The following is a 12,879-nucleotide window of genomic DNA, read 5'->3' on the forward strand; positions in this document are numbered from 1 at the left end:
ATCACCGATGTGCAACTTTCTGGTTCGGAATGCCCTCGATCGGACATTCATCGGTTCCGACGGTCGGACGGGTCATGGCTTCGACCATTTCCCGCGTGCCTTCGGGGTCCGTGATCCAGTTCTTGTAGAAGGTGTAAGGACAGACGGCATGGCCGCGATCGCCCTCGCCGGAATTGATCAGGCCGGTATAGCCGCGATGCACCAGCTTGAAGAGATGGTTCTGCGATTGCATGTTGCGGCGCGCGTCGCGGATCAGCGACACCGAGAGCTGCGCGTACTGGATACCGTTTTCCTCGGTCCCGCACTCGCCGAGCGTCCGGCCATCGAAACCGATGATCGCCGAATGACCGAAATAGGAGTAGACGCCGTCGAAGCCGGAGGCGTTGGCGACTGCGACATAGCAGTTGTTGGCCCACGCCATCGATTTCGATATCTGGATCTGCTGCTCCTTGGCCGGATACATGTAGCCCTGGCAACGGACGATCAGCTCCGCGCCGCGCATCGCGCAGTCGCGCCAGATCTCCGGAAAATTGCCGTCGTCGCAGATGATCAGGCTGATCTTCAGGCCCTTCGGACCTTCCGAAACATAGGTGCAATCGCCGGGATACCAGCCCTCGATCGGCACCCACGGCATGATCTTGCGATACTTCTGGACGATCTCGCCCTTGTCGTTCATCAGGATCAGCGTGTTGTACGGCGCCTTGTTGGGGTGCTCCTCGTGACGCTCGCCGGTCAGCGAGAACACGCCCCATACCCGCGACTTGCGGCAGGCGTCCGCGAAGATGCGGGTCTCCTCGCCCGGGATCGACGACGCCGTCTCGTACATCTCCTTGGAGTCGTACATGATGCCGTGGGTCGAGTATTCGGGAAAGATCACGAGGTCCATGCCTGGCAGGCCGAGCTTCATGCCCTCGACCATCTTGGCGATGTTGCGCGCGTTATCCAGCACCTCGGCCTTGGTGTGCAGGCGCGGCATCTTGTAGTTGACCACGGCGACGCCGACCGTGTCCTTGCTGGAAGAAATATCACCGTGCAGCATATCGCTCTCCTTGGTTTTTCGTCACAAACTCCCGGTGCCACTCCTCATGCACCGCTACTCACTGCTCTTCGACGCGATTGGTCACACCGCCATGTGACGATGAACCAACGCATCGCTGAGCTCGCCAATATCGCCCGATGCCACGACGCGTCCCTTCTCCATCATGGCGAAGCGATGAGCCGCACGGCGAACAAACGAGACGTTTTGCTCGACCAGAATAACGGTGATCCCGAAATCCCGGTTGAGCCGAATGATGACGCCCTCGATATCCTCGACGATCGACGGCTGGATGCCTTCGTTCGGCTCGTCGAGCAGGACGATCTTCGGACCCGCGGCAAGTGCCCGGGCGATCGCGAGCTGCTGCTGCTGGCCGCCGGAGAGCACGCCGCCATTGCGGTTGAGATTGTTCATCAGATACGGGAATAGCTCGGCGACCAGAGGCGGAATCTCGCGCCCGCCATCGGCCCGCGCGAACGAGCCCATCAGGATGTTCTCACGGATCGAAAAATCCGGAATGATCTCGCGTCCCTGCGGCACATAGGCGATACCGGCCCGCGCGCGCCGGAACGTCGGCAGCTTGCCGAGATCCATCGCATCGAGGCGGATCTCGCCGTTCATGCGGTCGGTCAAGCCCATCAACGTCTTGAGCAGCGTCGTCTTCCCGACGCCGTTACGGCCGAGCACCGCGGTGATCCTGCCCTTGGGCACGTCGAGACAGACGTCGTGAAGGATGTGGCTGCGGTCATAGAAGCTGTCGACATGCGCGAAGGCCAGCATCAGGAAATCCCCTTCGATCCGAGATAGGCTTCACGGACTTTTGGATTGTTCTCGATCTGCTCGACATTGCCTTCAGCCAGCACCTGCCCGAGATGCAGAACCGTGATGCGCTCGGCGATTTCGCGCACGAAGGCCATGTCGTGCTCGACCACCACAATGGTGTGCCGGCCCTTGAGATTGTTGACGATCAGAGAGGTCTTGTGCGTCTCGGCCTGCGTCATCCCGGCGGTCGGCTCATCGAGCAGGATGATCTTCGGGTTCTGGGTGATCAGCAGCCCGAGCTCGAGCCACTGCGTCTGGCCATGGCTGAGATAGGCTGCAACATGGTCGGCCTCCTCGGTCAGACCGATCAACTCGAGCACCTCATCGACGTTGCGTTTGGCTTCCGCGCCGAAACCGAAGCGCAGATTGGCGAACACCCCGGGATTCCTGCAGCTCGCGACCTCGAGATTGCGGCGAACCGTGAGCTCCTTGAACACGCTCGGAATCTGGAACTTGCGGCCGATTCCGGCACGCGCAATCTTGTGCTCTTCCCAGTTGGTGATGTCGGTATCGTGCAAAAACACGCGCCCGGAAGTCGACTTGGTCTTGCCTGAGATCAGATCCATCAGCGTGGTCTTGCCGGCCCCGTTGGCACCGAGCAACACGCGCAATTCGCCTTCGTCGATCGTCATGGTCACGCCGTTGACGGCTTTGAAACCTTCGAAATCGACACCAAGTCCATCGACCGTCAGGGCTACCTGTCCCATCGGCTACTCCGCCAGTTGCGAGGACGCATCGCCGACCCGTCCCGGGTTGGGCGAAGTGCGGGACTTCCGCGCCAGCACGCGATCGACGAAGTCGTGGGCGAGGCCACCAAGGCCCCGCGGCAGGTAAAGCACGACCAGCACGAAGATCAGGCCGATGATTGCCTTCCAGGATTCGGCAAAGCCCTCGGTTTCGCTGACCGTCGCGGAGATGGTGTTGATCAGGATCGCGCCGATGCAGGCGCCGAGAATCGAGGAGCGTCCGCCGACCGCGGCCCACACCACCATGGTGATGGAGAAGGCCAGGTCCATGAAGGTCGGCGACGCGAACTCCGACACGACAACGTAGAGCATGCCGGCAAAGCCTGCGATCGCCGCCGAGACCGCGAAGAAGAAGGTCTGGTAGGCCGTCACGTCGAAACCGAGGTAGCGTGCCCGGTTCTGGTCGTCCCGCACCGCCTGCAGGATCAGGCCGGCGCGCGTGTCGATCAGGAGCCGTGCGCCAACCAGCACGAGGCTGAGCGACACCGCGACGAGGTAGTAGGTGGGAACGATATAGGGGTCGAATTCAAAGCCTGCGACCTTGAACCAGCCGAGGTCCGTCAGACCATTGAAGCCATTGGTGATCGGCTGAGCATCGATCACGACGAGGCGCACGAGCAGTACCAGCGCCAGCGTGATGATGGATACGAACACGCCGGAGATCCGCTTGCGGAACACGATGCTGCCAAGCACCAGTGCAAGCAGCACCGGCAGGATCAGGCCCATCGCAACGCCGAACCACTGGCTCTGGAACGGCAGCCAGAGGAAGGACGCCTTGTTGATGCAGCAGAGTTCGGTTGGCGCGCCCGGCTCGGCATTCCACAGCATGAAATCGGGCACCGGCTTGTCGGAGCCTTGCTGCAGACTGGTGGTGCTCGCAAGCTTCAGCGACATCGCGAGCATGTAGGCGCCGGCGCCGAAGAACAGCCCCTGCCCCAGATTGAGAATGCCGGCATACCCCCAGGACAGCGCCACCGCGACGCCGAGTATCCCGTACACGAGGTACTTGGCGGCGCGATTGAGCCAGAACGCATCCACGAAGAGCGGAAGGATCATCACCAGAACGATGAATGCAGCGTAGATCGCCCAGTCGATACGGCGCCTCGGTGTCAGCGTCATCACCGGCCTTTCAGGGCGAACAGGCCCTTCGGCTTGAGCACGATGATGGCGATGACGACTCCGAAGACCACTGCGCGCGCCAGGATGTCGTTGGTCTCCGCGGCGACCAGGCCGTTGATCTCGCCGAGGATGCCGGCGGAAAGCACTGATCCGAGCAGACTGCCGACGCCGCCCATGACGACCACCAGGAAGCCGTCGACCACCATCGACGTGCCCATGTCGGGAAACACCGTCTTGAAGCCGGACATCATGACGCCGGCAACGCCGGCAAGCCCCGAGCCGAACGCAAAGGTCAGCGCGTTGACGCGGGTGACGTCGATACCGCACGCCGCCGCCATCTTCGGATTTCGGATGATCGCGCGCACCTGCGTGCCGATGGAAGTCCGGTAGATGATGAACCACGTCAAGAGCGCAAGGATCGCGGTGACCAGAATGATGAAAGAGCGGTAGCGGTTGATGTCAGCACCGAGGACCGAGAACGTGCCCTGCAGGAATGGCGGTACGCTGACATTCTGCAGGCCGGGGCCAAGGCCCTGAATGTGGATGCCGAGGAAGGACAGGCCGAACTCGAGCCGTACCGCCTGCTGGATCAGGATCGCGATCCCCCACGTCGCTAGCAACGTATCAAGCAGGCGACCGTACAGCTTCCGCACCACCACGCGCTCGATCAGGAGTCCGAGCAAAGCGGTGACGATGAACGCCAGCGGAATGGCGACGAAGATATTGGTGCCGAGCCAGATGCCCGAGAGCACCGTGACATAGGCGCCGACCATGACCATCTCGCCATGCGCCATGTTGATGACGCCCATGGCACCATAGGTGATCGCAAGACCAAGGGCGACCAGAAGCAGGATCGACCCCAAGCTTAAACCGATGAATAGGACTTCAAGCATGATATCGCCCCGTCATCCACCGCGCGGGAGATGGCGCGGTGGATGATCTTTGTCGCCGTCAGGTTTTCAGCTTGGTCGAATCGAGCCCCTTGCCTGTGCAGAACAGGTTGGTCGGGGTCTCGCCATAGGCGACATAGGGCAGCGGAATCGTCGGCTCCTTGTAGGCGTCGATGATCTTGCCTTGCCCATCGGGGAGCCACTGCGCGATGCGCGGCGTCAGGTAGGTATGCAAATTGTCCGGATCGATCTTGACGTGGCCGTTCGGGGCGTCGAACTCCTGCCCTTTCACCGCATCGCGGATCGCGAGCGGCGCGATCTCGGCCGCCTTCTCTACCGCCTGTTTCCAGAGGAATACCTGGAAATAGGACGATTCCAACGCGTGATGGGTCACGGCCTTCGGGTCCTTGACGAAAGCGCGGTAGCGCTCGACGAAGGCCTTGTTGCGGTCAGTATCGATTGCCTGGAAGTATGGGAACGAGGTGTAGCTGCCGACGGCATATTCCGCGCCCATCGCCGCAATCTCGATCTCGGAGGTTACGGTCGCGCAGATCGGCAGCTTGTCGTGGGTCAGGCCCTGGTTCTTGTATTCGCGGTAGAACGCCACGACGGAGTCGCCGACCACGTTGGACAGCACGACATCGCAGCCGGAGCCCTTGATCTTGTTGACCATCGAGCCCCACTCGGAGTGGCCAAGCTCGAGATATTCATCGGCAATCCATTCGCCGCCGTTCTTCTCGATCAGGATCTTCGACACCTTGGCCATCTCGCGCGGATAGATGTAGTTCGATCCGACGATGAAGAACTTCTTCTTGCCGAGCGTCTTGATGATCCACGGGATGAAGTTGGAAAGCTGCTGGTTCGGAACGGCACCGGTGTAGACGACGTTCTTGGAACACTCGAAGCCTTCGTAATAGGTCGGGTAGAAATAGAGATTGTTGCGCTTCTCGAACACCGGCAGCACGGCCTTGCGGCTCGCCGACGTGTAGGAGCCGAACACGGTCGGCACCTTGTCCTGAATGACGAGTTTCGACGCCTTTTCGTTGTAGGTCTTCGGATCGGAGGCGCCGTCCTCGGCGATCGCGGAGACCTTCATACCCTTGACGCCGCCGGCGGCGTTGATCTCGCTGATCGCCATCAAGGTGGCGTCGTGCAGCGATTTCTCGATGATCGAGAGACCGCCGGTCAGCGAGAACAGCACACCGACCTTGATGTCACCGCCAGCGGCATAAGTGAGATCGGCGTTCTTGTTCCAGATGTGCGGCAATCCGGCGCCCGCAAAAGCGCCAAGCGCTGCCGTATTCCTCAGCAAAGTCCGCCTCGATATGCTCATCCCTAACTCCTTCAAGATCAAAAACGCAAAAAGCCCTCCCGATGCGCGCTGACGCGAGCATTGGGAGGGCTTTGTTGCCGGTTGTGTCGAAGGCGGCTATGTCGCCGCCGGCCCCGCTATTGGGGCTTACTGTTGATGATCGTAGCCAAGCAATTCGAACGAGTCAACAATCGCCGCCGCGACTGCGCTTGCCGACACCCGACGATCCATCGCCTGCCGCCGAATGAAACCATAGGCTTCGGTTTCCGGCATCTGACGCGTCGCCATCAAGATGGCCTTGGCGCGCTCCACCGTGCGCATCGAGCGCAGATTGTCATCGAGCTTCTCGATCTTGCTGCGAAGCCGCCGCTCGTAACCGAACTGGCTGCGTGCGAGCACGAGGCTCGACAACACCGCGTTGGACGTGAACGGACGCGACAGGACTGCGTTCGGCGTCGCATGGCACAGCGCATCGGCGTGAACCGGTTCTGTCGCCGGCAGGATGACGACCAGCGCCGACCGCGCGTCGCCGGGAATCCACGGCAAGCGACGCGCCAGATCCGGCGCATATTCGCAGTACACCACGTCGGCGTCGGCAGGCACGCTTTCCGGCATCGGCCAGACCTGGCGAACGCGCATCCTGAACCGCTGCAATTCGCGCAGCAACATGCCAACCTGATCGTCGACCGGGGCGACCACCACGGCCGACAGATCGGCAAGTTCCTGCACCATGGTCTTACGTCCGCCGATGTCCCGGTTGACGGACGGTTTACGCGACATTTCGTTCATTGGACGCTTCCTGTTTGCGTTGCGCGACCATACCCGATCAGGAACGGGTCTGCATGCACCGGCTCTTTCGACTGACGGACAACGTCAAACTGCCCGTGGTGATTGGCACGTCCGATGCGGGTCCACAGATCGGTGTGGCCCGACGTCGGGTTGACGGTGACCGCGCCCTGTGGCGCGTCGAAGCTGGTGCCGAACACCATCGAGCGCAGCACTTCGGTATCGAGCGTATTGACCTGCTCGAGTGCTTTCGCAAACAGATGCAGCTGGAAATACGACGCCTCGGCGCACATGTTGGTCGAGATGTCGGAACCGAACCTCTTTTTGAAGCGCTGCACAAACGCGTTGTTGGCGCTGCCTTCGACACCCTGAAAGTAGGAGGCTGCCGTGATGTGCCCTTCGCCGACGTCGAATCCCATGGCTGCGATTTCGGCTTCCGTCGTGGTCAGGCTGGCGATCGGCATCTGTTTCGGATTGAGCCCGACATTCGCATAGGCTCGATAGAGAAAGACTGTCCCCTCCCCGACGACCGTCGAAAAGATCACGTCGGGCCTGACACGCTTGATATCCTGGATGATCGGCAGAAAATCCTGCCAGCGCGCATGGACATTGACATAGCGCTCGCCGACCACGGAGCCACCGTTAGCCTTGAGCAACTCCCGCATCACGCGGTTGGACTCGCGCGGATAGATGTAGTCCGACCCGACGAAGTAGAACCGTGTCCCGAACGTATCCATCAGGTAGCGACATAGCGCGAGGCTGTTCTGGTTAGGCGACGCGCCGGTGTAGATGACGTTCGGCGACGCCTCGAAACCTTCGTAGAGCGTCGGATACCACAGCAGGCCGTTCAGCCTTTCGACGACCGGCAGCACAGCCTTGCGGCTCGACGAGGTGTAACAGCCGAAGATCGTGTTGACCTGATCCTCGATCATCAGCCGCTTGGCGTAGTGGCCATACGCGACCGAATCTGAACCCGGGTCGTAGGCGACAGGAACCAGCTCGCGGCCGCAGACCCCGCCGGCGCCATTCACCTCCTCGATCGCGAGCTGCGTGCCCTGATATTGGGTTTCCTCGATAACCGACATGAAGCCGGTTCGCGAAAACAACACCCCGATCCGCCATGGAGCGGACGTCATTTGCTTAAGGTTCGACATGATCTAGCCCTCAACATAGCGGGAGGGACGAGAGTGATTGTTGCTCTTGTTGCTCTCGAACAGGATTGCCGGCGGCACAGAATTGCATGTCACCTGCCACGGGACAAGGACTGAGACAACCGACGTTGGTAGCAAAATTATGCAACCGAACGAAATATAGGCAACAGCGAAGTCGTAGCAGGCTTCAGTGCAGAGGCATTATCGCGTGCAGGACGCCCGGCTTCCACGTTTGACGGGTACTGTCGAAAGCCGCGAAATCATGGTCGAACTGCCAATAGGCCCACGCCCAGCCAAATTTGTCCGCGCTTCGCGCCACGAACGACAAGTATCTCAAACGGCTCTCGGCTGGAGCACGCTCGTAAACCCCGAACTCGCCAAGATAGATCGGGCGCCTTTCCCGCTCCGACCAGAGACGGACCTTGCTGAAATCAGCGATGACTTTCGCTTCGTCCTCTGGCGCCCCCCAGTTCAACGGCCCGATCTTCGAAAATGTCGAGGACCATGGCGCACCTTGATGGGTGAATTGTATGGGCGCGTAATAGTGAAAAGTCACGATGAGCCTTCTGTCCTCAGCCGGCAACGCGAGATCGTCGATCGGCGCATCATCCGTGTTGAGCGCGGCGACAATGACCGTTCGCTCCGGGTTCGTGTTTCGGACGATAACAAGGCATTCATTGAGCAATGAATTCCACTCGGCCGAGGTCATATGTCCTCCCGGCTCGTTGAGAATCTCAAAGACCAGAGCGGGATATCTCCCCGCATAGCGCGACGCGACTTGCCTCCAGAACGATGTGAGCTTCTCTGTGCATCCCGGGACATCCCGTTGGCAGAGGTCCGTATCATGCTCGTCGAGGATCGGGATGAGCCGCTTCGCAAGAACGGCTTCGATAACGGCATCGAGCCGCTGCAAGACAGCCTCATCAAGGGTATTCTCGGAATTCATGTACTTGAAGCCGAAAAAATTGATCCTGACGTGCGCGAAGCCAGCCTTCCGGATTGCAGTCAAGTTTTCGAGGCGGAACGGCGCATTGGCGGCGCCTTCCCAAATGCCGTCGTATCCGAGAATGTTGATGCCACGCCCCAATGCCGCCACGTCCCGGGACGAGTGCGGCTCAGCCGCGTGAGCGGGAGAGGCCAGCATTGCAAGAAGAACCGCCAGTGGCAGATTGAACGTCCGTGACCAATGGGAACGGACCGCCCTCATGGCTGCGCCAACTCGCGATCTGGCGACGGCACGGGCCTGCAGACTGCAAGGAAGAAAGCGACGAACAGCACCGACGTAAACATCGTCGATCGAAGAAACGTCGTCTCCGTAAAGTTCGTCTGACAGTTGAGAAAGACAAATCCTATGATGAGCGCACAGTGGGAACGATCAATGGCCCGGGCAGAAATCAGGTAGAGCACCTTGTTCGAAAAGAGAACGACGCCTGCTGTGAACAGCAGATAACCAAGAAACCCCGTTTCGATCAGTATGGCGATGTAGCCGTTGTGGTAGTTATCAAGCACCCAACCATGGTTCTGTTCGAAATAGTCGTAGATCGCCGGGTTCGTCCAGAATCCGTTGATTCCGAAGCCCAGCAAGGGCGCGTCGTCGAAATGACTGATCGCGTACTGCCAGATGTAGGTTCTCTCGGTGAAGTCGATCGTCGAGTCAAAGAGATGGATCGAATCGTATCCGGTCGAATAGAAATACAGGATCAAGAGACCCGCCACGATGCACATGACGACCGGCAACACCGCATAGGCCTTCATGCATCTGATCGACCGCAGGGACGTAAAGAGCAGGCCGCAGGCAACCAACGCCAGGGCGCCGGCGCCGCGCGATTCCGATGCGAAAACGCAGACCGAGGCGAGCAGGAAGGTAACGAGAAAGGGTAGCCAGCTCTGCCCGGTCATCTTTCGATAACACGAAAAGAACATCAGATAGGCGCCGACAAAGCCCAGAGTCTGTTTTGACTCGAAGACGCCTTGCCATTGACCATTATGCATCCAGCTCTGGTCGACCCCGATATCAGGGACGAACAGCGCACAAAATGCTGATGCTGCAACCAGCACGAACAGGCCTCGCGTGGTCGATTTTACGATGTCGTCGATGTCGGCGCGGGTGATAAGGCAGAACGCGCCGAAGGTCGTCATTGCAAGTGCCGCAGCCTTCATCATTGCGGCAGGACCGAGATTCGTCCAAAGCACGGAAATCGTGGCAAAGGCGTAGAAGGCAACAATCGCGATCGTGTCCGGGTTGAAGGCCAGTCGTAGCCTGGGCCGTACAAACGCGCTCGCGTAGATCAGCAAGCCCCACATCAACATGGCAACGGCCTGCTGCAGATAGGTCTGTTCCTCAGCAAGCAGCGCGGTGTTGAAGGTCCCCATCGACATGACCACGTTGACGGTGATGGACCAGTCGATAAGCGCCTTTGCGAGGCGTTGCGTATCAATACCGCGCGCCGGCGCGGTCGCGCTGTCAAACGCGTCCCAACCCGTCTCGGTTTGTGCTCTGGTCATTGAATGAGCTTCGCGAGGCACGGTTAATTAATGGTGCTTAGCAGTTCGGTCCCGCTTCGTGAACGAAGGTTTGGTCTGATGGAGCAGCAGATAGAGGGCACGCGGATTGGTGATCAGGTAGCGCCAGAACAGCCGGCGCGGTTCGAGCCAGACGCGCCAGGCCCATTCCAGCCCGATGGCCTGCATCCACTTCGGCGCGCGCGGGCGGCTGCCCGACAGGAAGTTGAACAATCCCCCCGAAGTCTTGATGACTCCCACATTGCAGAGCCGCGGCATGAACTCCTCGACGAAGTTCTGCTCGTGGGGCACGCCAAGCGCGACCCAGAGATAATCCGGCGCCAGCGCGTTGATCTCGTCCACCTTGGACCGCAGCGCCTCGCCGCGCAGATAGCCATGCGAATGACCGACGATCTTCAGCTTCGGATACAGCGTGCGGACAGTGGCGACCGCCGCTTCGTTCTCGGCCTCGTCGGCGCCGAGCATGTAGAACGTCAGTCCGGCGGCTTGCGCCTTGCGTGCGACCACGTGGAACAGGTCAGTGGTCGCGACGCGTTCGGGAAGCGGTTCCTGCAGCTTGAGCTTCGACATCGTGACCAGCGGTTGGCCATCGGCGTTGATCAGATCGGCGGCGCGAAACAGCCGATCGGTCATCGGCTCGGTTGCGCAGCGCGACAGCACCTCGCCATTGGCCGAGGTCAGGTATACCGGCCGACTGATGCGCCGGCGCGGATACACCATGTCGATCATGAAGCTTGCCGTCTGCTCGAGATCGAGCACGGCGAGCCGCAGCCCGCCCACCGTCGCCCGGGGAACCCCGGCGGTGGCGGCCCTGCCGAGAGGATTGGCGCGACGTTCATGTACGTTGGCGGCTCCGCTTGGCGTCGACGGCCGTGCGGCCGGCTCCGCTGCCGATGTCGGCGTGCCACGCGAAGTGTTGTAAATCCGGACAGGTGGAACAGCTGTGTCGGAATCGAGACGCCGAATGCGCGCGCCGTCGCCGCGCGACAACGCAATCGGGTCGGAAACGCAGGCTTTTTGACGATGGCTCAACATGATCACCAGAATTCCAATGTTATGCCATCCTAATTGCAATATCCGGTCCAGACCCGGCGTTGGTTCTTGCTGCAGCAATCAACTCGGGCCGTAAAGGGTTGGTTAACCATGGCGATGTCTGCGCGGATCCCCGCAGGCCATCTCGGCTCTACGCGGAGCAAGAATTCGCGGAGGCGCTGATTGGAAATACGTTAAGCCAAATTACATTCCGTCGCTGCCTCGACCCATCGGCTTCTGCTATAAGAGTGCTGCGACGGATTGACCCGCGCTCCGAAACTGCCTGGTTGTTGGTTTCAAATGAACAAGAATAATGGCGCGTTCGATGTCAGCATCGACGGCGCATTTGATTTTTTGTCTCAAGAATACGCGGAGCTGTTCGATAGCTCGGACGCGACCGCATTCCAGCATCCGCTGTGGCTCGACAGCCTCTATCGCAAGCTTGTTCCATCAGCGGCGGCGAAGCCTCTGGTCGTCGTCGTCCGCTATCGCGCAACCGGAGCGCTCGCGGTGGTGCTGCCCCTGTTGCGGGTGCGGCGCGGGCCCATGCGGACGATCGAATTCGCTGACCTTCGGGTGTCGGACTACCTGGCGCCCGTCTGCACCGCCAGGACATTTGCAGATCTGCTGCACGATGAGGATGGCTGTCTGAAGCTTCGGCAACTCATCAAGCCGTTCGACCTGCTGCGGATACCCAAGCTGCTCGACGCAAGGATGCCGCTCGAGAGCCTCTTGGCCGCGCCGCGCCGTGTCTCCATGGATACGAATGCATACGCAACGGTCCTCGTCGCCCCGTTCGAGCAGTGGCAAGCCAATGCGCTGGGGCGGTCCTATCAAAAAGAACTCGCAAAGAAATGGCGCCAGATTCAGAAAAAGGGCGCGCTGACGTTCTCATGTTGCGACGACAGTACCTCCACCCTCGAGGCAATGGAGGTAATGAAGAAGTTTCGTGGCCCACGGTTTGAGGCACACGGCGACGGCGATCTGTTGCAGCGTCCGGAGTATTTCGAATTTTACTCCGACGTGGCCATCCGAGGTCTCGGCTCCTTCGTTCGGCTCTATGCGATGAAGATGGACGGCGACGTGATCGCAACCGCGCTGGGACTACGTCACCGTGACAGCCTGCTCGTCGTCATGACTGCGTTCGACCTCGCGGGATACAAGAGCCAGTCAATTGGCGCGCTGATGTTTGAGCGGGTTGCAAAGGATTGTATCGAGCGCGGAGACCAGGTTCTGGATTTCACCATTGGTGACGAGCCGTACAAGAAGACCTTTGGAGCACAGCCCACCCCGATGTCGAGCGTGACGCAAGCCGGTAGCGCTGCCGGCTCTATCGCCCTGTTCGCGCTGAAGCAGGCCCCCTGGATCAAGCAGGCCGCCAAAAAAGTGGCCGACTACCGGCTCCCGCCGATCCGCATCTCGACCGGCACGCGCTAGCCGCGCCGCTCAGCGGGCCGATCCT

12 protein-coding genes are annotated in these 12,879 nt (G+C 60.2%); 1 reads left to right on the plus strand and 11 read right to left on the minus strand.

What is annotated here, in order from left to right:
* Position 1: 1 nt before the first annotated feature.
* From ACP2YO_RS29740 to ACP2YO_RS29790, 11 genes are all read right to left on the minus strand, one after another.
* Positions 2-1,039, minus strand: coding sequence for an aliphatic amidase (locus tag ACP2YO_RS29740; RefSeq protein ID WP_426434699.1), 1,038 nt, complete (start codon positions 1,037-1,039; stop codon positions 2-4).
* Positions 1,040-1,120: 81 nt separating this feature from the next.
* Positions 1,121-1,816, minus strand: a complete 696-nt coding sequence (gene urtE, locus ACP2YO_RS29745; protein WP_426434700.1) for an urea ABC transporter ATP-binding subunit UrtE — start codon at positions 1,814-1,816, stop codon at positions 1,121-1,123.
* Positions 1,816-2,565 (minus strand): urea ABC transporter ATP-binding protein UrtD, encoded by a 750-nt coding sequence (urtD, locus tag ACP2YO_RS29750; RefSeq protein ID WP_426434701.1) that lies wholly within the window; start codon positions 2,563-2,565, stop codon positions 1,816-1,818. The genes urtE and urtD overlap by 1 nt, the downstream gene beginning before the upstream one ends.
* A 3-nt stretch (positions 2,566-2,568) precedes the next feature.
* Positions 2,569-3,660: an urea ABC transporter permease subunit UrtC gene (urtC, locus tag ACP2YO_RS29755; RefSeq protein WP_426443346.1), complete on the minus strand. Its 1,092-nt coding sequence runs from the start codon at positions 3,658-3,660 to the stop codon at positions 2,569-2,571.
* 62 nt (positions 3,661-3,722) lie between these two features.
* Complete coding sequence (urtB, locus tag ACP2YO_RS29760) at positions 3,723-4,616, minus strand: urea ABC transporter permease subunit UrtB (RefSeq protein ID WP_426434702.1); 894 nt, start codon at positions 4,614-4,616, stop codon at positions 3,723-3,725.
* A 58-nt stretch (positions 4,617-4,674) separates the two neighbouring features.
* Positions 4,675-5,946, minus strand: coding sequence for an ABC transporter substrate-binding protein (locus ACP2YO_RS29765; RefSeq protein ID WP_426434703.1), 1,272 nt, complete (start codon positions 5,944-5,946; stop codon positions 4,675-4,677).
* A gap of 126 nt (positions 5,947-6,072) precedes the next feature.
* Positions 6,073-6,714 (minus strand): ANTAR domain-containing response regulator, encoded by a 642-nt coding sequence (locus ACP2YO_RS29770; protein ID WP_426434704.1) that lies wholly within the window; start codon positions 6,712-6,714, stop codon positions 6,073-6,075.
* On the minus strand, positions 6,711-7,847 hold the full coding sequence (locus ACP2YO_RS29775) for a transporter substrate-binding domain-containing protein (protein ID WP_426443347.1): 1,137 nt from the start codon (positions 7,845-7,847) through the stop codon (positions 6,711-6,713). The genes ACP2YO_RS29770 and ACP2YO_RS29775 overlap by 4 nt, the downstream gene beginning before the upstream one ends.
* Before the next feature lie 202 nt (positions 7,848-8,049).
* A complete protein-coding gene (locus tag ACP2YO_RS29780; protein WP_426434705.1) occupies positions 8,050-9,069 on the minus strand; it encodes a glycoside hydrolase family 5 protein in 1,020 nt (339 codons plus the stop codon).
* A complete protein-coding gene (locus ACP2YO_RS29785) occupies positions 9,066-10,367 on the minus strand; it encodes an O-antigen ligase family protein (protein ID WP_426434706.1) in 1,302 nt (433 codons plus the stop codon). Before ACP2YO_RS29785 ends, ACP2YO_RS29780 begins: the two co-directional genes overlap by 4 nt.
* A gap of 27 nt (positions 10,368-10,394) precedes the next feature.
* A complete protein-coding gene (locus tag ACP2YO_RS29790) occupies positions 10,395-11,426 on the minus strand; it encodes a WecB/TagA/CpsF family glycosyltransferase (protein ID WP_426434707.1) in 1,032 nt (343 codons plus the stop codon).
* Between the two features lie 291 nt (positions 11,427-11,717).
* On the opposite strand from ACP2YO_RS29790, the gene ACP2YO_RS29795 reads away from it, so the two are divergent.
* Positions 11,718-12,854, plus strand: a complete 1,137-nt coding sequence (locus tag ACP2YO_RS29795) for a GNAT family N-acetyltransferase (RefSeq protein WP_426434708.1) — start codon at positions 11,718-11,720, stop codon at positions 12,852-12,854.
* Positions 12,855-12,879: the final 25 nt, after the last annotated feature.

The organism is Bradyrhizobium genosp. P (genome assembly GCF_049949265.1).
Lineage (GTDB): Bacteria > Pseudomonadota > Alphaproteobacteria > Rhizobiales > Xanthobacteraceae > Bradyrhizobium.

Coding starts and splice junctions, on each gene's coding strand:
- urtD (WP_426434701.1), bottom strand. CDS start 2,565: ATGGGACAGGTAGCCCTGACGGTCGATGGACTTGGTGTCGATTTCGAA.
- ACP2YO_RS29775 (WP_426443347.1), bottom strand. CDS start 7,847: ATGACGTCCGCTCCATGGCGGATCGGGGTGTTGTTTTCGCGAACCGGC.
- ACP2YO_RS29770 (WP_426434704.1), bottom strand. CDS start 6,714: ATGAACGAAATGTCGCGTAAACCGTCCGTCAACCGGGACATCGGCGGA.
- ACP2YO_RS29780 (WP_426434705.1), bottom strand. CDS start 9,069: ATGAGGGCGGTCCGTTCCCATTGGTCACGGACGTTCAATCTGCCACTG.
- ACP2YO_RS29765 (WP_426434703.1), bottom strand. CDS start 5,946: ATGAGCATATCGAGGCGGACTTTGCTGAGGAATACGGCAGCGCTTGGC.
- ACP2YO_RS29740 (WP_426434699.1), bottom strand. CDS start 1,039: ATGCTGCACGGTGATATTTCTTCCAGCAAGGACACGGTCGGCGTCGCC.
- urtC (WP_426443346.1), bottom strand. CDS start 3,660: ATGATCCTTCCGCTCTTCGTGGATGCGTTCTGGCTCAATCGCGCCGCC.
- ACP2YO_RS29785 (WP_426434706.1), bottom strand. CDS start 10,367: ATGACCAGAGCACAAACCGAGACGGGTTGGGACGCGTTTGACAGCGCG.
- urtB (WP_426434702.1), bottom strand. CDS start 4,616: ATGCTTGAAGTCCTATTCATCGGTTTAAGCTTGGGGTCGATCCTGCTT.
- urtE (WP_426434700.1), bottom strand. CDS start 1,816: ATGCTGGCCTTCGCGCATGTCGACAGCTTCTATGACCGCAGCCACATC.
- ACP2YO_RS29795 (WP_426434708.1), top strand. CDS start 11,718: ATGAACAAGAATAATGGCGCGTTCGATGTCAGCATCGACGGCGCATTT.